The 22,887-nt window shown below is 35.3% G+C and carries 18 protein-coding genes and 1 pseudogene; 2 read left to right on the top strand and 17 right to left on the bottom strand.

Going from position 1 to position 22,887, the window contains the following annotated elements; genetic code table 11:
• Window positions 1-370: 370 nt before the first annotated feature.
• A complete protein-coding gene (locus QNJ50_RS18560; RefSeq protein WP_300637917.1) occupies window positions 371-2,161 on the top strand; it encodes an SLC13 family permease in 1,791 nt (596 codons plus the stop codon).
• Between the two features lie 103 nt (window positions 2,162-2,264).
• Here QNJ50_RS18560 and QNJ50_RS18555 read toward each other — a convergent pair whose 3' ends face one another.
• The 17 genes and pseudogenes from QNJ50_RS18555 to QNJ50_RS18475 form a co-directional block, all read right to left on the bottom strand.
• Window positions 2,265-3,839, bottom strand: a complete 1,575-nt coding sequence (locus QNJ50_RS18555; protein WP_300637915.1) for a calcium-binding protein — start codon at window positions 3,837-3,839, stop codon at window positions 2,265-2,267.
• 533 nt (window positions 3,840-4,372) lie between these two features.
• Entirely contained in the window at window positions 4,373-5,152 is a 780-nt protein-coding gene (locus QNJ50_RS18550) for a glycosyltransferase family 2 protein (protein ID WP_300637913.1), read from the bottom strand.
• Between the two features lie 142 nt (window positions 5,153-5,294).
• Window positions 5,295-5,951, bottom strand: a complete 657-nt coding sequence (locus tag QNJ50_RS18545) for a bifunctional 2-polyprenyl-6-hydroxyphenol methylase/3-demethylubiquinol 3-O-methyltransferase UbiG (protein ID WP_300637911.1) — start codon at window positions 5,949-5,951, stop codon at window positions 5,295-5,297.
• Between the two features lie 26 nt (window positions 5,952-5,977).
• Entirely contained in the window at window positions 5,978-7,180 is a 1,203-nt protein-coding gene (locus QNJ50_RS18540) for a glycosyltransferase (RefSeq protein WP_300637929.1), read from the bottom strand.
• 36 nt (window positions 7,181-7,216) lie between these two features.
• Entirely contained in the window at window positions 7,217-8,596 is a 1,380-nt protein-coding gene (locus QNJ50_RS18535; protein ID WP_300637909.1) for an O-antigen ligase family protein, read from the bottom strand.
• A gap of 11 nt (window positions 8,597-8,607) precedes the next feature.
• Window positions 8,608-9,723, bottom strand: coding sequence for a glycosyltransferase family 4 protein (locus tag QNJ50_RS18530; RefSeq protein WP_300637907.1), 1,116 nt, complete (start codon window positions 9,721-9,723; stop codon window positions 8,608-8,610).
• Window positions 9,724-9,725: 2 nt separating this feature from the next.
• Complete coding sequence (locus QNJ50_RS18525; protein ID WP_300637905.1) at window positions 9,726-10,391, bottom strand: methyltransferase domain-containing protein; 666 nt, start codon at window positions 10,389-10,391, stop codon at window positions 9,726-9,728.
• Window positions 10,391-11,518, bottom strand: coding sequence for a glycosyltransferase family 1 protein (locus QNJ50_RS18520; protein ID WP_300637903.1), 1,128 nt, complete (start codon window positions 11,516-11,518; stop codon window positions 10,391-10,393). The genes QNJ50_RS18525 and QNJ50_RS18520 overlap by 1 nt, the downstream gene beginning before the upstream one ends.
• Window positions 11,519-11,579: 61 nt before the next feature.
• Window positions 11,580-12,560: a hypothetical protein gene (locus QNJ50_RS18515; protein ID WP_300637901.1), complete on the bottom strand. Its 981-nt coding sequence runs from the start codon at window positions 12,558-12,560 to the stop codon at window positions 11,580-11,582.
• Window positions 12,561-12,575: 15 nt separating this feature from the next.
• Entirely contained in the window at window positions 12,576-13,433 is an 858-nt protein-coding gene (locus QNJ50_RS18510) for a putative capsular polysaccharide synthesis family protein (protein WP_300637899.1), read from the bottom strand.
• A gap of 69 nt (window positions 13,434-13,502) precedes the next feature.
• On the bottom strand, window positions 13,503-14,459 hold the full coding sequence (locus QNJ50_RS18505; RefSeq protein WP_300637897.1) for a glycosyltransferase family 8 protein: 957 nt from the start codon (window positions 14,457-14,459) through the stop codon (window positions 13,503-13,505).
• Window positions 14,460-14,470: 11 nt separating this feature from the next.
• Complete coding sequence (locus QNJ50_RS18500; protein ID WP_300637895.1) at window positions 14,471-15,115, bottom strand: sulfotransferase; 645 nt, start codon at window positions 15,113-15,115, stop codon at window positions 14,471-14,473.
• A gap of 19 nt (window positions 15,116-15,134) precedes the next feature.
• The gene (locus QNJ50_RS18495; RefSeq protein WP_300637893.1) at window positions 15,135-15,953 is read right to left on the bottom strand and encodes a glycosyltransferase family 2 protein; all 819 of its coding nucleotides are present in this window, start codon (window positions 15,951-15,953) and stop codon (window positions 15,135-15,137) included.
• A 108-nt stretch (window positions 15,954-16,061) separates the two neighbouring features.
• On the bottom strand, window positions 16,062-17,888 hold the full coding sequence (locus QNJ50_RS18490) for an ABC transporter ATP-binding protein (protein ID WP_300637891.1): 1,827 nt from the start codon (window positions 17,886-17,888) through the stop codon (window positions 16,062-16,064).
• Between the two features lie 70 nt (window positions 17,889-17,958).
• Window positions 17,959-18,357, bottom strand: a complete 399-nt coding sequence (locus QNJ50_RS18485; RefSeq protein WP_300637889.1) for a hypothetical protein — start codon at window positions 18,355-18,357, stop codon at window positions 17,959-17,961.
• A 416-nt stretch (window positions 18,358-18,773) separates the two neighbouring features.
• Window positions 18,774-19,852, bottom strand: a pseudogene (locus QNJ50_RS18480) (MraY family glycosyltransferase).
• 117 nt (window positions 19,853-19,969) lie between these two features.
• Window positions 19,970-21,274 carry a glycosyltransferase family 4 protein gene (locus tag QNJ50_RS18475; RefSeq protein WP_300637887.1) on the bottom strand — a complete coding sequence of 435 codons (1,305 nt, stop codon included), beginning with the start codon at window positions 21,272-21,274 and terminating at the stop codon, window positions 19,970-19,972.
• A gap of 1,310 nt (window positions 21,275-22,584) precedes the next feature.
• On the opposite strand from QNJ50_RS18475, the gene QNJ50_RS18470 reads away from it, so the two are divergent.
• Window positions 22,585-22,797, top strand: a complete 213-nt coding sequence (locus QNJ50_RS18470) for a hypothetical protein (RefSeq protein ID WP_300637885.1) — start codon at window positions 22,585-22,587, stop codon at window positions 22,795-22,797.
• Window positions 22,798-22,887 lie beyond the last annotated feature (90 nt).

Here is a 22,887-nt window from a genome sequence, read left to right as displayed (position 1 = left end):
ATATCCTATTATCTAAGGGATTCAAGTTAGTTCAGTTATATACTTTGACTGTTTCACCAAAGCGATGAATAAATATATATATATTGATTATTTATATCGGTAGTTGTAAAAAAACTTAACAAAAATTAATATTTGGATGTTGCTAATTTATTGGATAATCTAGTTTGGATTAAATTTTCCTTAATTAGTAATTTATGAATATCAAATTTATAAATATAAAATTATAAACATAGAATTCAGGTTTATATTTTAATATAAGTTGGTTTTTGGTATTTCGATTAATATATTTTTTTGTGATACATAACTTTTGAATCTACCTTTATGTGTAACTATTTTTGGAACAAGATAAGGTATTCGACCTGAATTATCTATGAGTATTTTTGCAACCCTCAGTATCGTTATTTTAACCTTAATTTGTTTTGTTTATGAATGGTTACCTGTTGATATGACTGCATTAGCAGTTATCGTAACTCTGATGGCTTTGGGATTAGTTACTCCCGATGAAGGTATTTCAGGTTTTGGAAATTCAGCAACTATTACCGTGATGGCTATGTTTATCCTAAGTGCGGGAATTGCTCGTACAGGAGCTATCGGATTAGTTAATGAGTTGCTATTAAAGTGGGGTGGAAAATATTCAAATAGACAAATATTAGCTATTGGAATTATTACAGGTCCAATAAGTGCTTTTATTAATAATACAGCAGTAGTTGCTATTTTTTTACCAATAATAGAAAATTGGTGTCATAAGCAAAGAATTTCTCCCTCTAAGCTATTAATGCCTCTATCTTTTGTCACAATTTTAGGAGGAATGTTAACAACAATTGGTACCTCTACAAGTGTTTTAGCAAGTGGTTTATCTGAAAAATTAGGTTACGGTGCTTTTAATTTATTTCAGTTTACTGAATTGGGGTTGGTTGTTTTTATCATTGGTTTAGTATATTTAACTTTTATTGCACCCCGACTGTTACCAGAACGGGAAACATCAAACATTAATGTAATTACTCAAAAGTACGACCTTAAAGATTATGTGAGTGAATTTATTATTGCACCTACTTCTAATTTAATCGGACAAACTTTAAGAAGAAGCCGACTTCAAAGAAAGTTTGATTTAGATGTCCTGGAACTTATACGTAATAATAATCATTTTCCTCAGCCTTTAGCAGATAAACTATTACAAGCAGGTGATATTTTAATAGTCAGAGGTAGGAAAGAATGCTTGCTTACAGTCAAGGATGAAAGAGGAATAGAAATATTACCAGACATTAAATTCCAAAATAATTGCTGGGAAAAAGATCTCAGTTCTGGGGAAGAGCGTATTTCAGAGGTTTTAATTCTATCCAATTCTAATTTAATTGGATCAACCTTGAAAGATATACGATTTAGACAACGCTATAATGCTACAGTTTTAGCAATTCGTAGAGGAGAAGAATTAGTTCGAGAAAGACTTGGTCAAGTCAGGTTACGTTTTGGTGATGTACTCTTATTACAAGGACCTAATGAAAGCTTCTTAGGGCTACAAACAAGTAGAGATTTATTAGTTATTGGCGAACGAGATATAGAAACCCTACGAAAAGATAAAGCTGGTATTGCTGTCACTATTGGCTTGGGAGTTGTTATAGTTGCAGCTTTAGGAATAATGCCAATTTTGGTAAGTGCTTTACTAGGGGTAGTATTAATGGTTCTAACTGGTTGTCTTAAACCTGGTGAAGTTTATCAAGCTGTCCGTTGGGACATTATTTTTCTGCTTGCTGGGTTAATTCCTTTAGGGATAGCAATGGATAAATCGGGAACAACTGAGTGGTTAGCACAAAGTTTGGTTGCGATCGGAGGAAATCTTTCAGGTTACTGGTTACTAACTTTTTTCTATTTAATTACTGTTTTACTTACAGAAGTTCTTTCCAATAATGCTTCTGTAGTTTTACTTTTACCTGTAGCGGTACAGGTTGCAAAAAGTCTTCATTTTAACCCAATGGCTTTTATTTTGGTGGTGACTTTTGCAGCTTCTAGTAGCTTTATGACTCCGATTGGTTATCAAACTAATACTATGGTTTATAGTCCTGGTGGTTACAAGTTTTTAGATTTTGCTCGGGTTGGTGCACCGTTAAGTTTTTTGATTATGCTGATTATTCCGCCGTTAATTATTGCTTTGTATGGTTTGTAAGGTGATGGGAATAACTCATCACAACATTATCAATTATTCCAAATAAGAAACGATCGCTCTTCGTATAAGAAGGGCGATCGCGATCTTTGCTTGTAAAATATTCTTAAATGATTACAATATCATTATTGCTTAGAGTCGCTTTATTACCTAAAGTCGCTATTTGAACTTGTGTAACAGCACCATCACCATCAGCATCAAAGAATAAAGCACCAGTCAGATTATTATATATAAAGCGATGACTACTGTCTGTAGCACTTGAACCAAGAGTAAATTGTGGAGTGTTTAAGGTTCCAAAGTTTAATCCAGCAGCGAATCCATTTCTAGAAATTAAAATCTCATCGTTCTGTTGGCTATTAAAATCAGCAATGATATCAATTCCCTCAATTGGTGAATTGAATATGAAATCATCAGCACCAGCCCCACCTACGAGGCTGTCATTACCACTTCCTCCAACTAAACTATCATCACCATTAACACCAACAAGTGTATCATTACCATTACCACCATCTAGATTATCATTTCCTGTCTCACCAACTAACTTATCATTACCGTTATCACCTTCTAAGTTGTCATCTCCTAGACCACCGAGGAGAGTATCGTCGTTGTTCCCACCAAATAGATCATCGTTGTCATTACCGCCAAAAAGTTGATCATTGCCATTACCACCTTTTAAATTGTCACTTCCTGCATCACCAAGTAATACATCACTACCACCATTTCCTTGAAGAAAATCCTCTCCGTTACCACCGCGCAGAATATCGTTACCAGCACCTCCAGAGATATTATCGTTGCCATTATCACCATTTAGATTATCGTTTCCTGCTTCACCAAGTAACGTATCATCTCCATTATTTCCCCTAATATTATCTTGTCCTGCAGCACCGACTAGAGTATCTTCACCCTCACCCCCAAATAGATTGTCATTATTCGCGCCACCATTCAAGCTATCATTTCCTGCACCGCCAAATAAAGTATCTACTCCATCTTCACCATTTAAGGTATCTTCTCCTGCACCACCATACAGTTGATCTCTACCGCTACCACCAGACAAATTATCGTTTCCTGCATCACCATTGAGGCGATCATTTCCTAGTTCACCAAATATACTGTCATTACCATCGCCACCACTTATAATATCTTGCCCAATACCACCCCTTACCGTATCTTCACCATTACCAGCAAGCAAAACATCGTTACCGCTACCACCATCAAGGCTGTCATTTCCTGAGTCACCAATTAACCTATCGTTACCATTCCCACCACTTAGGATATCTTCTCCTGCACCACCAATAAGAGTGTCTCTACCGTCATCCCCTGCCAAATTATCTATACCATTCCCACCAAATAAAATATCTTGACCTGCACCACCAAATAAATTGTCATTTCCTTCATCTCCCCGAAGTGTGTCTTGTCCTGTACCACCACCTAAAGTATCTTCACCATCACCACCAAATAGATTATCGTTACCATTACCACCTTCTAGACTATCATTACCTGCTTGACCCACTAAATTATCATTTCCAGCATTCCCCAAAAGAGTATCTTGCCCTTCTCCGCCATTCAAGCTATCGTTTCCTCCTAAACCATTAGCTTGATCGTCACCAGATAAGAGAAATATAGAATCAGGAGCATTTGTACCATTAATAGTATCAGGGCCGGATGTTCCAAAAATAGCCATTTTGTATCCTTCAACTTTTAAGAATAGTAAATTAATGAACGATGAAAGTTCTCAAGAAACAAATTTCGAAAGTTTTAATATACAAAAATTTCAAGATTTGTCTTCTTTAGATATTCTGCTAGCAGTCATATGATTTGATGTGCCTGAGGTTGGCGCAATCAATCGACGCAATAGGACTCTAGATCCTATGTTTCTAAGTATAAACCCATGCACTCGACATGCAAAGTATAAAAGCATACTCTTATGTGAATGTCAATAATCCTAGCTCATATCTTGCACATCTGCGTATAAACTCAGGCTGAGTCTAAATAGGACTTGCTGAAAAAGTAGAGCTTCCCAAATCTAGAAACCACACTGTTTGCAAAATAGTAGTTTCATCTCTTATCTTCTACTTTAGCGAGCTATATGGCACACTAAAGCGCAAAATTTTTGAGACTATAAATGTTATTTCCTTGCGCTTGTTTGACACAAAAAGCTTGAAAGAATTACCTGTCATAATTTCCTATTTTATTCAGCAAGATCTACTTACACATTTACCTTTCCCTTTGTAGAACTACTTTTTCAAATTCAATTAACCGAATAGATAAAATAATTTCTGCTAACATCCGTTGAAATGCATAATACCAACCATGCCAACCATCTAGAATCCCACCTTTAATAAGAAGACAATAGAAAAAGACAATGAAGGGAGCAAGGATTTTTTGTTTGCGAATTTTATCGCTCAAGCTCAATTCGTTATTGGATTCTTGTGTTATTTTTTTTACCTCAATAATCGTATAATGGTCTTGCGCCCACAACCACCGACTTAACGGTTTGCGATCGTCGTGATGAATGTAGGAAGAAAGAGTTGCTGATTTTCCCTCAACATTAACCCGATGTGCATGACCATCATTTTGATAAGTTGCTTTTTCCCTTTTGTAAAGTACTTTTCTTGGTGGAAGTAAAGTACCATGAAGAGGTTTGCCAAAGACACAGTACTTAAATTGAGCGCTATAGCTGTTCAGGTCTGTTTCCGACTGTAGCCTTTTTAATTCATCAATTAACTCATCAGTTAAAATATAGTCAGCATCTAGTGATAGTACCCATTCAGACACTATTTTTTCTAGTCCAAAGTTACATTGAGTAGCAAAAGAATCAAACTTTCTTTGAAATACTTGTACTTGAGGGATTGAATATAGAATTTCTAGGGTTTCATCGGTGCTGTAACTATCAATTACAATAATTGAAGTAGCCCAGATAAGACGTTGAAGGGTACGGCAGATATTAGGGGCTTCGTTGTAAGTGAGAATAAGTGGAGTAATTTTTTCTAGCATTTCAGAAAAATTGATTAGTTTTATTCAGATTAAATTCATGCCCCATAACACAATATTGGTTCACATACATCAATTGATGCTTTACTGTTATTTTTAGAACAAGCATGCTTACTTTTCAAGTATTTAGATAAACTAATTTGGTTTATTCGGATTCACTTAATCTGCTAGAACACAACATTGTTTTCCATAAATAGGGATATCGACCTGCAAACTTAAAATTGATATCTGTATAGTTTTCTGATTCTAGTAAAGTAGTTAAAGTTTTGACCGAAAAGAATTTTATATGTCCACCATCCCAAAGAGCAGTGAAATGTTTATCCATTTTTCCCGTAATAGCGAGCATAAGATTTTTTAGATAACCATGGTAAGGTGTGGTAATAATTAAGCGTCCGTTTGGTTTAATAATTTTCTTGACTGTTCTTACTAATTCTTTGGGATAAAATAAATGTTCAATTACCTCTAGAGAAATAACAATATCAAATTTATGATCTAATTTTTTATAAGGTAGATTGTAGATACTTCCTTGAATAAATTTGCAGTCATGAAAATTCTCATTAGCAAACTTAATTCCTGATTTAGATTCTTCTACACCAACTACTTCATAGCCTTGTTGTGCAATAAAATTAGTGAAACTTCCGTTTCCGCAACCAATATCTAGAATGCGAGGTTTTTCTTGATTTTGTGAGAGTGAGAGAGTTTCATTTATCATTCCCATAAGAGGTTTTATCAAATAGGCATGATGATGTCCGAGGTTACTATCTTGATAAGAATAGTCGTGTTCTTGAGAAATCGTATTCATAGTTTGAATTAGTCTAAATTTTGTAGTTAGTTAAAAGTTGGAATAGGTTGATTTTTGATGATAGCTGTATAAACTTGAATTAATTTTTTGGCTATGGAATCCCAGGTGTATTGTTCAAAGATGAGTTGACGAGCGCGGGTTCCCATTTCTTTGGCTTGTTGGGGATTGGTTAAATGGTTCTCAATTGTAGATGCAATTGCAGATACATCAAGGGAAGTAACATAACCTAGTTTGTGCTGTTCAACAACTGAAGCTAAAGCAACACCAGGTGTGACCAAAGCGGGTAAACCTACTGCTAAGGCTTCGAGAACTGACAAACCAAAGCTTTCTATATGAGAAGTTTGAGCAAATAGATTTGCTCCTTGTATCAAGAGATTTTTGAACTCACCACTGACAAATCCAGTTATATAGGTACGATTATTTAGTCCATTTGAAACGAGTAAAGATTTAATTTGATCTTCATATTTTGGCATTCCACTGCCAGCCAAAATGAAGCTAAAACGATGCTGAGCAAGTTTACCTAAAGCAGGAATTAGGTATTCCAAACCTTTGACAGGATGTAAGCGAGATAAAAATAAAATGATAGGTTCGTCTACTGGAATATTGAAATATTGCCGTAAACGTTGACGTGCATTATGAATAGTTTCTGGTACTGAAATTCCTAATGGTAAGACAAAGTTAGAGGGAGGTAATTCTAAAAAAGAACTTGCTAAAGCTTCTTGCTGTTCCTTCTCAGAGGTGAAGTGAACAGCTTTACTTTGATATAAGTTTGTCTGTTCTATTAGCTTTAAGTAAATCTGCTTTTTCTGAGTACTTTGCTGCAAAGCCCATTGAAGAAGCAGACCATGAGGTGTTGTTATATAAGGTATAGCTTTGATTCGAGAAATTGCCATTGCTACGGTAGATGGATAGGAAAAAACTCCATGGATGTGCAATAAATCATAATCTTGAATATTTTGCCAAAGCCATTGTGTTAATTCACTGGAAAATGCAAATTCTCGTAAATTTACAATAGAAGGGGAAAATCTGGGGAAAAAATAAACAGGAATGTTCTTGTATCTTATACGTTTGTTCAAAGGTACGTTTAATAGTTCGGAACCATTATCATTCGTGGTAGCGATTTCTACTTCAATGTCAGACTGTTGTAATGCTTTTACCATATCCAAAACGCCTCGACTTGGGCCGCCTCGAATCTGGGCTATGGAAGGAATAATATGAAGTATTTTCATCATTATTTTTCATATAAAAATTTAGAATATTATGTATCAATTATGAAACGCATTGCTCTCTCGATTCATAGAAAATACTCTATACCTGGGTAAGTATTTTCTTTGCATGTAATCAACTTCAATTAAATAATTTCCAAGAGACAAATACATTAAAAGTGACATGAGAAAGAATGTTAAATTACCTAATAAAAACGCTTCAAAAAAACTTCCTACAAAAAGAGAAATTAAACCTGCTATGACTGTGTCACATTGAAGAGAATAAGCAGGTTTTCTTTTTTCTAATTGATTAAGTGAAAATGTAAGCTTTATACAGACTAATCCGAATATCACTAAAGGTATAAATCCTAATAATCCCAAATTTGCTCCTGCTGCTAACCAAGAATTCTCCCCATAGCCTAAGCGGTCTGCCCTGAGAGGGGCACCAAAAAATGGATTGTTTATAAAAGTATTCCACATTGCTAACCAAACATGCGAACGGGAATCATTGATTGAAGTGAATCTATCGGTAATTTGTGTCTGGTCAGTTGCTAAAAGTAATCCATCTTGGCTTATTAATGGCAAAATTACAGCTAATATTATGGCAATAGACATCCCTAAACGTAGTGCAATTCCTCCTCTTCGACGGTAGAAAAATAATATTGACACTAATCCCATGAGTACCCCAGTACGGGAGCCTGTCAAAAATAAACCTAGCATTATAAGAACTAAACCAATAATCCAGTAAAGTTTGACTTTAAGTGATTGTTCTCGGCTTTCAACAAAAAACATACAACAAGGAATTGTAGCTCCTAGCAAAGCTGCGGCTTGCTGTGGATTCGCAGTGGTACCCGAAAACCGCCCATGTATAAACATAATTGGATATGTGTTAAAAACAGCTTGGTAAATATTGGCAACAATAAAAATTACGCCTACCATCGCCAAAGACCAAACCCCTAAGCGAAAATTGTGTTCGTCTTGCAACCATCGGGAAGGTCCAAAACGGAACATCAATACAACTGCTCCGAATGTTAGAAAAGCTAAGAAGGCAAATCCGATACTGCCATAAGCTAAGGTTTTAAAAAAAATTACTAACTGTACCAACACCAAATATTTAATTGGTGGTGCTATTAGCTTGCGATGCCATCCATACTGCTTCTGTAACCCCAGCACAAGAAGTAAAGCTAAAAGAACAATAGTTAGGGGTCTACCCACACTACGCAATTGCTCTAAGGGAAAAACTAAAGGGGGAGTTGCTTTAATAAATTCACTTTGAAATTTTCCTAAAGATGCGCTGAAGCAGCATAATGTGAATAATAACCAAGCTAAACGACGGGAACGTCCGGCTTGATATACAACTACCAAGCCGATAATAATACCTGCTAAGCCCAAAGGACTAACGATAATATCGGCGAGTTGATCGATAAAATTTAAACCCATTTGCACAAATATTAAATAATGCTGTCGGCAGTTATAAGAGACTGATTTTGTTTGGTAGGCAATGTTCTTCCTATTTCATTTATCATTTCTTGCCAACGTCTTGCCCAAATATCAGCCCCATAAGCAGTGGCTAATTCTTGGGAACGCTTTCCCCACACAGGTAATTCTTCATAATATTGCTGTATGCATAATAATGCTTTGGCTAAGGCTTCTGGGTCTTCTGAAGGAATCATTAAGCCATTGTAATAGGGGCGAATCATCTCAACAGCTGAACCACAAACATCGGTACAAATTATTGGTAAGCCTGCTGCTGCTGCTTCAACTAATGCTAGAGGCCAAGGGTCAAATCTACTGGGTAAAATAAAAGCCCCAGCGCTCTGCCAAATATCTTGCATCTGCGCTGGTTGGACAAAGCCTTGGTTGTCAATGCCTGGTTTTCCTTCTAATTGTGATGCTAGAGGACCTTTACCACAACATATCAAATTCCAAGGTTTTGATACTTTCTCTCGATACAGTTTGTAAGCTTGTGTTAGTAGATCGAGAGCTTTGACTTGTGCATAGCGACCAACAAATAAAAAAGAACGTGGCCAATAATTCTCAACTCGCTTTACGTAGAGTGGCGACAAAGCATTAAAATCGACACCATAAAGTCCACGCATAATATTAGTAGTTTTAACACCTAGGCATCGAGCATATTGCCAACTACGTTCACCTGCTACCACAACTCGGCTAATTTGTTGTAAGTAAGGACGTAAAACAAAAGGTGCTAAATATTGTTTTAGAGTTCCCCACCAGGGTGTATCCATACCCATGACTTTAACAACTTCATGCAGTTCTGATGCAAAAGCTAATTGACAGTAGGGTTTATGCAACCAACCACAGAGAACTAACACATCTGGACGTTCTCTCAATACTAAATGTTTGATTAAAGTAGCATCTTGTCTTTCTTGTAAATCTAAGAGTTGACAAGGAATATCTTGCATCAACTGGTCAGAAAATGCTGTTTCTGTATTAGATTTAAATGCAATAACAAATACATCAATATCTGGTAAATTATTTAAGGTTTGCCAGCATGCTGCCATATAACCAGAAATATCTGACCAGCAAAATATAACTTTTGTCTTCATAGCTACTTGTTGCACTCAATACCAAGTTCATTTTCCCAGCGCTCTAGATACTCTACTTGAGTAAAGTTAGAAAAATTACTATCACCAAAATAAGCTCGACGAATGTTTTTAAAACCTACTTTTTCCAATTCCAATGATAGTGATTTATAATCCCACATCCAAAGGTGCTTACTACCGCCCAGATATTCTTTAAGAAAACCCAGTAATCCATTCCGACGTTCTTGAATTCCCAACCAGGTAAGTTGCATAAACTCTACTGCTGCATCAGAATTAACAGAGTTTATATACTGGTGAGCCATAAACTCTAAATCAGGAAGAACAAAACGAAATATTCCACCGAGTTTTAAAATTCGATAACAATTTTTAAGGGCTTGGCGTAACTCCATAAGAGTGAGATGTTCTAGTACATGGGAGGAATAAAGGAGAGCAATGCTATTCTCTGGAACAGGTAATCCTACAACTATATCTCCGTACTGAACATTCTTTGGAAAACGCCCGAAGGGACCTGAAGGTACCAGATTACCAACAACTGGTAACTTTTGTAGACGGAGCGCAGGACTGGAATCAAAATTGAGCCAGCTTTCAGGGGCGCATAATCCACATCCAAACTGGACGTACTTTTCTTGTTTGGTTGAATAGATATGAGAATTTTTGCAAGTAGTTAACATTAGGCAAAAGTATAAAATGCATTAACTAGACGTTCTACGCAACGTGACCATGTATGCTGTGCTGCATGTGTATGTCCTCGCTGAATATAGTTTTCTCGCAGTGAAGAATTCTCCTTTAGTTCTATCAGGATATCAACTATTGTTGTGGTTGCATTTGGTTCAACAACAATACCTGCTTTACCAACGACTTCTGGTAATGAAGCACAGTTGCTTACAATAGAAGGAATACCTGCAGCCATTGCTTCTATTGCTGGGATACCGAATCCTTCATAATGGGAAAGGAATAGTGAAGAAGACGCACAACGCAATAATTGAGGCAAATCACTATCTGATACAACTCCCAATAATTTAAGATTAGGTAACTCTTTAGCTGCTGCAATGTATTCTGGTTCTGAATCTCCCACAACAAGAATCTGTAAATCAGAACTGCGAGCATGTAGTTCTTCTGTTACTTTCAGCACAAAATCTGCACCTTTCCTCAGCCGCAAACCACCAATTATCAATGCGTAAGGCAGATCTATAGGTCTCTTAAAATGAAAAGGATCGGCTGATGCAATATCGTAAAAATCTTGCTCTACACCACACCCTACGACCACTATTTTCTCAGGGTCTGCTCCTAAGAGTTCAATCATCCGTGACTTAGAAAATTCGGAGATGGTAAAAATAACCCGGTAATGACTCAAAGCTTTATAAATCCACTGACTCCACTTGTAGCGAAACCAGCGGTGTTGACGTGTATGGGACCAAGGTAAATTGGGTTCAAAGGCTTGAAGATCGTAGATTGTTAGTGCTACCGGACAGCGTGACACAGGAATATAAGTTTCCATTGGTGTAAATAGCCAATCTATCTTTTTGGGGATATAGCAATCCATCTTTGGAAATTGAGCTATTTTCCAAAACCTTTCTGTTATATTTTCGGGGAAAGGAAAAGTTTTCAAGGGTATATCAGACAATGGGGAAGAGGGATCCAATTTGCCATCTTCCTGCAACCATTGACGGGAACATAGTAATTCTAAGTTTATCTTTTCGTGTGAAGCCAATCCCAATAATGTATTATTTATATGCCGCCCTGCACCCGTACAAGGAAGATAGGTACGAGTTGGGTGAATGTAGGAAACTATATTCATCAAGTACTTAAATTAAGGTGCTATTCAAGTTAACTTATTAACTTTCATAAACTAGAAAATTTCAAATATTTTCTACTGTTTGTTTTAAAATCAATCTTTTAAATTTATGATATAGATTATTAAGCATACGGTTTTCTCTGAGGGTTTTAAAAGGAACAATTAACAAATAATATACTCTAAAAAGAATACTTATTAATAACCACTTAACAACTGATTTATTTTTTAATAAATAACTATAAAACAAAAACTTATGTGGCATTAAAGGATTTAGCTTAAATCCTGCCCAATGAAGAATAATCAATTGTTTCTTATGGTCTAATCCACCATAATCCCAAATATAATATTTCCCATCTTGTTGATAAATATTTCCTGGCTGTCTGGCCCAAGCATTTTGGCAAATTCCTCCTATAACTTCAGCAACGTGACCGTAGCAAATAGACTTCATGTCGCAGCAATAGTTAATAAATGCTTGGTCTGTATTACGAGGATTTAATTCTTCTCTTACTTGTAATGCATCTTCAGCTAAGTTTTCAAACTCTTCTAGTGAAAACAACCCTTTTTTTGAAATCCAGCGACCAGAATTAAAACCTTTTGTACGTCCCTTTCTTAATAAATTTCGACGCAGTTCTCCAGGTTCATAAACTTGGTTAATAGCACAATCAAAGTGGAGTAAATGAAAGTCATATTTTTCTAAAGCCAGAATTATCGGCTTTAAATCTGCAAGTACTAATTGACGAGCATCTAAATACATGAACAAATCGAGAGGTCCCCAAAAAGAAGCATACCGTCTAAACCAATAAGGACCAGTCGGTGTATGTCCTAACTCAAATGCTCGACCAATTGCTTCTAAACGAGGAAAAGATGAATCAATATATACTTCAAAATTGTAGATTTCTTTAAGGGTGAGGATGCGATCGCACTCTTCGTTAAACGGTATTAGAATCAGGCGTAAATTGGGATTAAACTTTCTGAAACTGTTTAGAAAGGCGATAGCCCAGTCGTAAACAATATCATTGGCTGAAAAATAAACTCCTATGTTCATAGATAATATTCTTTATCATTTATTTTTAAAAATCCATCGCTTCTTAAAGTCTTCAATTTCTATTTTCGAGTAAAAGTGTTGGCAATACTTTGAACTATAAATCTCATTTAAAAAGTCATTGTTGAATGAGATTTGATTTTTTACTTTTTTATAAATACCACCAGTTATTTTATCATTCGTCTTATTCCCGACAATAAGGTTATCAATTGGTTTACCAATAAATTTTTGTAGATTATTGATTATTTGCTTCTCAAATTGCAAGTCTTCATTTCTCAATATTAAAAATTCAAACATCTTGAATTTATCAGTTTGCTTTCGACATGAATATTCAAAAGGAGTACGATATATATCAAGACCTGTGAAATCTAAAAATTCTTGTTCGAACCATTGAGATGGATGATGAAAGTGACTTTTCGCTTGATGAGTCAAAACATGACATATATCCTTTGGTTTCATCTTCAAGAGTTCTATTTCTGTAAAGCCAAAAGCTTCTGGAGTTTGGAATATTTGAGAAATTGTCTTAGCAATTGGATCTCGTACAAGACTGATTATCTTGATTTTTTTATTACTACTAACTATAGATCTAACTTTTTGAGCAATTTTTATTGCTTCTGGTTTTTTTGATAGTATTTTATTCGGATTATTGAACCAACTATCTGATACAAAATGTAAGTGGAAGACATCAGATTCTAAGATTTTTTCTCTTAATGTAATATAAATAGTCTGAGAACCAACTTTACCTAAAGTATAAACGAGATATACAGTTTCTTGTCCTTCAATGCATTTTTGAAGATGAGTGAAACGATACAATAATTTAGTAGTGTTGAACTTAGTGATTCCTTTTCTTCTAAGAGTATTTGCAATCGCAACCATTTTGACACCTTTACATAAATTTAGACATTAAAGTAATAAATATTACGTTCACACTTTGCAATGTTGAGTTTAGTTTTTTGAAAACAGATTCACTTGTAATATTTTCTTGCGATACAAACAAGTTCTAAAGTAAATACACGAATAAATAAAAGAGGTAAAACTCGGTAGACGAAAATTTTTGATTTCTATATCTGGGGGCCAAGAAATAAGTGAATTAAGACGTTCGCTATATTCAATATATAGGTTACGCTTTGGTACATAGTTTTTTGATGACCAGGGCTTGTTTGGTCCTGTGTAATGAATAATTTTTGGAAATTTGATTCTTTTAGTTATCTCTTTTGTTTGAGATAAACCTAATAGCTTTTCTCTATAAAGTCGAGCTTCAACATTCCACACACCAGGAACATGGAAGTAGTTTTCCCAAAAAATAGCATTAAAAGCATCTTGATCAGCAAAATGAAGTTTTTCAGCATACTTGCATGCAAGGGCTAAAACACTTTCGGTAATTTTTTCTTTTCTCCACAAATCAGCATTGATAACCATAACCCCAGAATTAAAATAAGTATCATTTCTACTAACGGAGAAGTTCTTGATAAATGTTTCCTCATAAGGAAGTTGGACATGGGGGACTGCACCGATTGGTTTACCATTTAAGTTGTGTCTGAAAAGCTCAGCAATATCATCAAGCACAATCAGGTCACAATCTAAATAAACTAATCGTTCACAGTTTTCACAAAGATCTGGACCACAAATGCGTGAATAATTATTCTGATTAAAGTGTGAGTGAAAAGTAGGAAAAGAATTAAATAAATTTAGATTAATTGGAATAAATGAAACTTTAGCATTAAAGCGGCTACACAATTCTTTAATTCGTTCAATACTCTCGGATGAAAAATTGGGCGTAAGAATGTAAAAACAAATTTTATCTACTGAAGCAGTATTGAACAAAATTGACAGCATTGTAACAGCACAGTATCTTGCATACGCTTCATTTGCTGACAGCAAAATTGATATTTCTTCTTTCATATTTCACTGCTTTACATAAGTTTTCTGAACTTAACGATGTAATAGTCCAATCGTCTAATAAATTGCTCATATGATTTGTTATATTCTCCAACCTGTTTAGCAATCCTTTGCAATTGTCGAGGTTTGCGTGTTTCATTCCCACATGGATATTCTTTATTACAAACAGGTAAATCTAAGAAATTACATAATTCTTCGTAACCGTAAGCTGCGCTTAAGTCAAGAATTAGCAAATCATTACGACCTTGAAAATAATTGCTCACTTCTGAATGAAATTGATAATACTTATTTCGATAAAGGCTTGTTTCAAAATTAGCCGATCCAAAAAATTCTTCGTGGTAAGAATCATAACTTGATTGCCATTCCCAAATACAACGCCCTTCATTTAACAACCAGTTCATACTTTTTAGCCAAGCTTCAATCGGTCTAGTTGTCAAAATAAAACCTGAACCAGGATATTTTATATCCAGTTTCTGGTACAGATATGAAAGAGGTGAATCAACAAACCCCGTGTATTGGCTAATAATTTTGCTGTCCAATGATTCGTAAAGGCTAAAAGGGAAATGAATAGATGATACACCAATAGTGTTTAAAGCAATATTGAGAGAGGTAGTCCCCGTTCTAGGTAAACCAATTCCAAAGACTTTAGAGAAACGCATTTTCTAGTAGAATATAATTTTAGTTTCCAGTCGTACCACGTACTCTACGCAAATTTAAGATTGTATGCTTTGGTACAATCTTTTTGATTAAGGTAACTATTTTCCCCCAAAGTGTGTGGTGAAACCATTCTTTACCATAGTGAAATAAACGTATATGATAAGCGACTAAACCTCGACTAATTTGCCACCGCTCCCAAATATATAATTTTAGGCTACGATGACTTCCAGTACTTCTACAGTCAAAGGTAGAAAGTAAAATATTTTCACTTAAAAACTTTTTTCCATCACGATAAATTCGCGCGAGCATATCATGATCGGCACACCATTTATAAGCAGTATTAAACTGATAGTGCCGTTGAGTAGATAATCTAACAATTGTTGCTTGATGAGATGTCGGCATCTGATACCATATATTTTCTATAGTGCGTGGCATTTTATGAAAAATACGAGTTTCAAACTCGTCAACAAAAACCTCTGCGACTCCAGCAAAAATAACATCAGCATCACTATTGAAGGCTTGCGTTAATTTACTAAGAGAATCAGAAGAATAAAAAACATCTCCGGCATTCATATAGATAATCCATTCACCTGAAGCCAGTTTAGATGCTTTATTCATAGCATCATAAATACCATCATCAGCTTCGCTGATATACTTCTGAATCTGATGACTATATTTTGCGATTATTGACTTAGTGCTATCTTGAGATTTTCCATCAATTACAACATATTCAATATTGGGATAATCTTGATTAAGTACGCTATTAATGGTTTTTTCAATAACACTCTCAGCATTTATCACAACTGTTGCAACTGTAATCTTTGGATAATAATTTTCCATACCAAATTCCACTTTTAAAGAGTTTATAAACCTAGACAATCATTATTATTCTTTAATCAACTAAAAACTATAAAATCGAACTATAAAAAATCATATTTACAAAAATATTCATGCTGCAACTTTGCTACTTTGTAATTGCCAATAGCGTGCATAGCGCCCACCTTGCCGTAAAAGTGAAGTATGAGTCCCTTGCTCAATGATTCGCCCCCGTTCAAGCACCAAAATTTGATCTGCGTTGGCGATTGTTGAAAGTCGGTGTGCAACTACAATAACCGTCCGGTTTTTCTGAAATTTATCGAGTGCTTGCTGAATAAATTTCTCTGACTCGCTATCTAGTGCACTCGTTGCCTCATCCAGAATCAAAATATCTGGTTTTTTAATTAATGCTCTAGCTAAAGCCAATCTTTGTTTTTGACCTCCGGAGAGGCGATAGCCACGCTCACCCAGTATAGTTTCATAACCATCAGGTAATGCTAAAATAAACTCATGAGCTTGAGCAGCCTTAGTTGCCTCAATCACATCATCTCGATTGGCATCAGGGCGACCATACCGCAAATTCTCTATAATACTGTCGTTAAAAATAAAGGTATCCTGACTGACAACCCCAACATATTGCCGCCACTCTTCCAAACTGTAATCTGCCAAGGTTAAATCGTTCACCAAAATTTTTCCATCTGTTGGTTGATAAAGCCCCATCAATAAATCTATGATTGAGGACTTTCCTGCCCCTGATTCTCCTACTAATGCGGTTACACGGTTAAGTGGAATTTTAAAAGTTAAATCCTGAAGGGCTAAAACACTATTACCAGTGTAAGAAAGACTAACGGAATGAAACTCAATATCTTTATTAAGACCTATAAAAGCTTTAGTACCCGAGTGTTCAAACGACTTATCGTATGGATTTAGGATAGTTTCTAATCGCAACATTCGGGCACTATTATCCACAAACCGTATAATTGCATTTGCAGTCATCTTTAAACGTGTCGATAATCTTTGCAGTGCAAGCAAAAATGTTAACAACATCGGCAAGATAGTGGCTCCTTCGCCTTTTAAAACTACTGCTGAGGTGGCTAAAATAGCTAGTGCTAATATTGGCAATGTATCTAAAATTGGTTCTGGTAAATAAAAAATAAATGCTCGCTTCTGTAACTCTTCCTGGATTTTATTTAAGAATTTATCAGCCTCGGTCAAGGTAACTTTTTGGGTACCAAAAGTATGTAGTAACCTTAGTGCCTGAATACTCTCGGTAATGTACTTTGCTGATTCAACTTGAGTCGCTGTCGCACGCTTCACTACTCGCCTCAAGCGTGGAATAATCTTATATTGAACGCAAACAACAAGTAGAGTGAGCAATGCTGCTGCTGCTGCTAAGGTAGGTGATAAGCGCACAATCAATACTAGATATATCAAAGAGAAAGATAAGCCGACTATGATTTTATTGAGTTCATCTATTTGTCGTTCTACTGCTAAAGCAGCATCATTAGCAAACAGAACTAAGTCACCGACTTTATACTGACTTACACAGGTATAACTAAAGGTCATAATTTGTTCAAACACTTTACCCGTTACATAAGGCTGTGCTTTTGCTGACAGATAAGCGGTCGACACCTTATTGGCGTAATTACTCAAACTTAAAAATATTTGCAGCAACAATGCCATACCGATTAATCCTAAAAACATCTGCTCTGGTGGAAGTGGTAGAACTGCAGAGAGTGTTTGAAGAATCCCTGAATATGTTTTTGTATCTTTTCCTGACTCACCCACTGAGGTTAGATAAGCTACTGCTAAATAAATTACCCCCAATGTACTTCCCTCCAAGAAAGCACTCAGCACATTAGTAAGCAGGTTAATAGCAATTAGCCACCAGTTTTGTAATGCTGTTTTTATCACCAAACTATAAGCTGGTGAATGCAAATTATGAATGATTTTTTTCACAATACTTACTTTATGGCTATATTCATATTTATTTTAAATAAACTGCCATACTACATGGCTCTACATAGAATCATATCCTTAATCCTGCTGCTTTCCTGCGCGTGAACTCACCGACGAAAGCATTACCCAGAGGATAAGCTACTCCATCAACTTGTAGCCAAAGCTCCCTTGGTGCAATCGAAGGTATATATCTGTGTTTATCAACTTTCCTAATTCGATACCACTTAGTTTGCTGGCACTGTTCGCACCAAAAAGCCTCTAACCATTCTCCTTCCAGAAGAACAGTAGCATTATTATGCAGCAATATTACTGCACTACGGCGACTCATCCCACGTTCCTGTAGTTGTCCGGCACGGTCTGCGAATAATGGATATTTTTGAGATACACTATCGATATAGCACCCATGATTTAAACAATAAATAGCCCTCCTTGTCGAGCGATTCCGATTTCGATGACACCTTTTTCCCACTTCGGTCCTCCTTAACAGTCAATAACTATCCAAGAAGATTACGCTGGAGAGACTGAGATTCAACACTTATTACAGTAGAACCATCAAAGCCCAACTCCTAAATCTAAAAATAAGTATTAAATTATAGAATCAGATACGCTTGATTTACTCAATTTTATGTGTAACTTATTCAGAATTTAGTTGTACAGAAAGAGAAAATGTTCTCAAATTTAGACTTTAAAAAATCAGCCTCAAAAAAAGACTTCTCAATATAAGTTAGGTTTCTTCTTTATAGGTGATTTTACTGTAAATAATCTTACCAGAACTAAATAATATGGATAGTGATTTAAAATACCTTCACTAATCATTCAAATAGCTTGACAAAAACTATTGCATGCTATATGTGAATCCAGTAATCAGATACCAAAATTTAACGATTAAACCCTCCACATCTTCAGGGAAACCGTAAAACCTAAAAAAACGAAAATACTAATACTAGTTGCAATCATTACCACCAAAGTCATTCCTTGTATTTTCATTGCTATTTGATTAAAAAACCAAGTAAAAAACCAAAGAGCAAATGCTGCATGACGCTGAGATAACCCCGAAGCTAGCAACCGGTGATGTAAATGATCTTTCCCTGGCGTATTCAAAGAGTTCTTACCCATCATTAGACGTCGAATAAATACTTGAGTCGTATCTAATACTGGTAAAAGTAGGAATAGAACTGGAGGTACGATAGTAAAGATTGTGGTTATTTGCAATTTACCTAGGATGCTGGTGGCAGCTAGTACATAACCAAAAAATAAGCTCCAGCATCGCCCATAATAATCTTTGATGGATGGAAGTTATGTCGTAAGAATCCCAGCGCTGCTCCTGCTAGTGCTGCAAGGACAAGGGTTGCTGCAGCACAGTTGGGAAACTGTGCGGAAACTGCTAACAAACTCATAGCAGTAATAAAACTAACTCCTCCCACCAAACCATCCATTCCATCCGTTAAGTTGATGGCATTAGTAATTCCTACTACCCAAAGCAGTGTTAGCGATACTGACAAAAACAAGTCACTTGAAGTACCGAAGTCAAAGTCTAAACTTATACCATTAGCCATTAGTAGTAGTGCGGACAAAATTTGGATTAACAAACGAAATGATGATGGTAAACTGAACTGATAGTCGATAAAGCCGACAAGAACTAGAATCGATCCACCCAACAAAATTGTTAATACTTGAGCTAAAACACTCTGCAATTCAATTGGACGGATAAGAATTGCTAAAACTAAAGCTACAATTACCCCTGCATAGATCGCTAAACCACCAGCATTGGGTAAAGGTTCTTTATTCAAACGCCGTGCATTTGGTCGATCTGCCCAACTTACTTGCAAAGCAAATTTACGTATTACCGGCATTAAAATCCATGTTATTGCCCAAGTGAATACAAGAATGAATATTACTGCAAGCCAACCAAAATTATAGGGGTTAGAAATTCCAAGTTCATTCAGGTTGTTGTAAAAATTCATTGTCCCATATCCTTTAGGTTTTTTAACCTCCTTTATCACCAAAATTTGTCGGGTCCGACAGAGCCTATTTTTATCTATGGATAAAATATTTGTCTTGATGATTACCTAAAAGCAGACTCATTTTTTCGCTTGGTACAAAACTTCTAGATACTGCTTTGCTATTACCTTAGAGCTAAAATGAGATTCCATATACTCACGCGCTCTAATTCCCATTTTTTTGGCTAAGTTGCGGTTTTGCTCGAGGTATTGAATAAATTTAGCTAATCCTTCACTATCTCCATTTTCAAATGTACTACCACATTTTCCATCTGCAATTAATTGCTTTAGATATGAAGTTTGCGGACAAATTACAGCCACTGGACGTCCAGTTGCTAGAGCCGGGTATAGTTTACTAGGCGCAACAAGACTTTCAAAACCTTTATCTACGCTCACCAAAGATAAATCGCAAGCAGTCAAAGAATAAGGAAGCACTTGTTTATTCTGATAGGGTAAAAACAAAAAATTATTGAGCTTTAATCGCTCTATCTCTTCCATTAATTGTTTGCGTTTTGCTCCAGCACCGATACATAAAAATTGAATAGGCTCATCTTTGAGAAATTTTGCAGTGTCTAGAATTGTATCCACATCATGACATCGACCCATATTACCGGAATAGAGGACGGTAAATTTATTGTTGAGGTCATACTTTTTCGCGAACCAATTATCTTTTTTAGCTATGGGCTTTACAATTTCGGGGTTTCCCCAACTGTGAATAACAGAAATTTTTTCACTTATCTCTGGACAGATTCCTGTGACTCTCTGCTTCATTGCTGGGCTGAGAACAATTATTCCAGATGCTTTGCGCCAAATTCTTTTATTGAGACCTTGCCAAAATTTTGCTAACCAATGATTCTTTTGAACTACATTCAAAGCGATCGCAATGTCTGGATAGAGATCGTACAAAATGCAAACGTAAGGAATCCGATAGAAAATATGAACTAAATACCCCACAATTGGTAAAAATGGAGGCGCAGTCGTCAATAGCAAAATATTATAACGAGATCCATGTCTTAAGAGATGAAGTATCGCCCGTATGGTAAACAAAACCCCACCAAGGGTTTTACCACGAATTCTTTGGTACCAAATATTAGTAGCCCGAGTACGTTGGATTCTGACTCTACCAACTTCTTCACGTGCTGGAGCATGGGAATCTCCAAAAGCATATCCTGGTTGACCAGTAAAAACCTCAACATCAACCCCCTCAAAGCCTAAAGATTTTGTAAGTTCTTCTATTAACTGCCCTGTCGCAGCATAATCAGGGGGAAAAAATTGCGTGATGACTGATAATTTCACCGACGCTTTCATTTCACTGGAGGGATTACTTTTTTTTGGAAGAGGTAAGTCTATCGAAAACCTATTTTGTGCCGGTTTAGAAATTTTCATCAGTCATATATACTCATAAGGTATTGTATTAATAAAAACAGAGTAAATTATACAACAGTACAAGTGATATAAATATGAATGTGGTAGAGAATAGACAATTTCCAATAAATTTGATTGTTAATCGGAATAGGAAATATTTTTTAGATAGCTCTAGTACTCGAGCAAACTACTGCGATGCACGATGGGAGAGATATTCATTATAAAAATATACCTATATTGAGTTACTCGGTTAGCGATTATAACCCAAAAAACTATTTATTTTCTAATAGTAAAATAGAGTAAGCTTATCATCATATCTGTGACTCAACACACAGTTATTATGTTTTCTCCGTCAAAGGAATTTATGAAATTAGCATCCTTTCGTAAACAAACATTTAAACCTCTAAATTTATCTATCATCTTGCACTGTAAGATGCAAATATAGCTATTGAGTATAAAATATCATGATACAAGTGAAGAATGACACAAATGCAGATTCTGCTTACAATGTTTTAATTTAGACAATTTAATTAATAATCGACAAAAATTATTTAAACAAGAGTTCTAAATCACATTTCTGTGAGTTTTTCATTTACATACTCTTTATACTAAATTACCAAGAGTTCGAATAAGCGAATACGTCTGTGATTAGTATATGCTTATATAGTTTTTTGTCGCTAAAAATCTAAAGTTGAATCCTGTTCAATAATCTCAATGGTTAATCTTATTTTTTTAGTTATAAAAGCTATAAGTCATATAAGGCAAGGGTTTATCTGATGTACAATAAATTTATATGGGTAATTAGTACAATTAATTCTGAATAGTTTGTATATCTATTTTTGCTCTAATTTCAGTTAGATTTAGATACAAACATGATAAAAACTTATATATATATTTTTTTTTAATAGTAAGGTTATTTTTGACTGTCTTCTAGTATTACAAAGTGAAATAGCTATTTATTGTATCAATTATTTAAGCTATGTCGGGACAAGAAGGCATTATATTTTTCTATATGAAAATTAGATTACAATCATCCATAAAAAAAAATGATACTTTTGCCTTTAAGATTACCTATAAATCATGCTATACATAACTATTTTGATGTAATCTCAATTCTATTATTTCTATAATCTAAGCTACTTAATTGGGTAAATTTAACGTAAAATAATTTGTGACATGTATGTCAGAAGCTAGTCTAAAGTGATTTTCCCTTTACAAATGCATTCAAACTATTAATTGTTTGCCACACTACATTAAATTTTAATTAGAACTACTTTGATATAAAAGTGAATTTGCTTTAAAGCTTACTAGAATTATCCTTATAAAAATTTATGACACATAATTCTTTTGAATTTAACCAAGAAGACGACGATATTATCGATCTACAACAATATTGGCTAACCCTGAAAAGACGTTGGCTACCTGCACTGATTGTGGGTAGTTCTGTGTTTGGGGTAGCAGCTTTTAATACACTTAAACAAGAACCGATTTATAATGCAGAAGGTAAACTGCGATTTAACAGCGATCGCGTTTCTGCATTATAAATCGGTTCTTGTTTAAATGTATTAAAAGCTGCTACCCCAAACACAGAACTACCCACAATCAGTGCAGGTAGCCAACGTCTTTTCAGGGTT

It is taken from the genome of Mastigocoleus sp. MO_188.B34 (assembly GCF_030065675.1).
Taxonomy (GTDB): Bacteria; Cyanobacteriota; Cyanobacteriia; order Cyanobacteriales; family Nostocaceae; genus Mastigocoleus.
Note: the sequence above shows the minus strand (reverse complement) of the source record. Positions and strands in the feature narration are given on the sequence as shown.

Coding starts and splice junctions, on each gene's coding strand:
- QNJ50_RS18545 (WP_300637911.1), bottom strand. CDS start 5,951: ATGAATACGATTTCTCAAGAACACGACTATTCTTATCAAGATAGTAAC.
- QNJ50_RS18470 (WP_300637885.1), top strand. CDS start 22,585: ATGACACATAATTCTTTTGAATTTAACCAAGAAGACGACGATATTATC.
- QNJ50_RS18510 (WP_300637899.1), bottom strand. CDS start 13,433: ATGGTTGCGATTGCAAATACTCTTAGAAGAAAAGGAATCACTAAGTTC.
- QNJ50_RS18525 (WP_300637905.1), bottom strand. CDS start 10,391: ATGTTAACTACTTGCAAAAATTCTCATATCTATTCAACCAAACAAGAA.
- QNJ50_RS18540 (WP_300637929.1), bottom strand. CDS start 7,180: ATGAAAATACTTCATATTATTCCTTCCATAGCCCAGATTCGAGGCGGC.
- QNJ50_RS18515 (WP_300637901.1), bottom strand. CDS start 12,560: ATGAACATAGGAGTTTATTTTTCAGCCAATGATATTGTTTACGACTGG.
- QNJ50_RS18500 (WP_300637895.1), bottom strand. CDS start 15,115: ATGCGTTTCTCTAAAGTCTTTGGAATTGGTTTACCTAGAACGGGGACT.
- QNJ50_RS18475 (WP_300637887.1), bottom strand. CDS start 21,274: ATGAAAATTTCTAAACCGGCACAAAATAGGTTTTCGATAGACTTACCT.
- QNJ50_RS18520 (WP_300637903.1), bottom strand. CDS start 11,518: ATGAATATAGTTTCCTACATTCACCCAACTCGTACCTATCTTCCTTGT.
- QNJ50_RS18550 (WP_300637913.1), bottom strand. CDS start 5,152: ATGCTAGAAAAAATTACTCCACTTATTCTCACTTACAACGAAGCCCCT.
- QNJ50_RS18505 (WP_300637897.1), bottom strand. CDS start 14,459: ATGAAAGAAGAAATATCAATTTTGCTGTCAGCAAATGAAGCGTATGCA.
- QNJ50_RS18530 (WP_300637907.1), bottom strand. CDS start 9,723: ATGAAGACAAAAGTTATATTTTGCTGGTCAGATATTTCTGGTTATATG.
- QNJ50_RS18555 (WP_300637915.1), bottom strand. CDS start 3,839: ATGGCTATTTTTGGAACATCCGGCCCTGATACTATTAATGGTACAAAT.
- QNJ50_RS18560 (WP_300637917.1), top strand. CDS start 371: ATGAGTATTTTTGCAACCCTCAGTATCGTTATTTTAACCTTAATTTGT.
- QNJ50_RS18495 (WP_300637893.1), bottom strand. CDS start 15,953: ATGGAAAATTATTATCCAAAGATTACAGTTGCAACAGTTGTGATAAAT.
- QNJ50_RS18535 (WP_300637909.1), bottom strand. CDS start 8,596: ATGGGTTTAAATTTTATCGATCAACTCGCCGATATTATCGTTAGTCCT.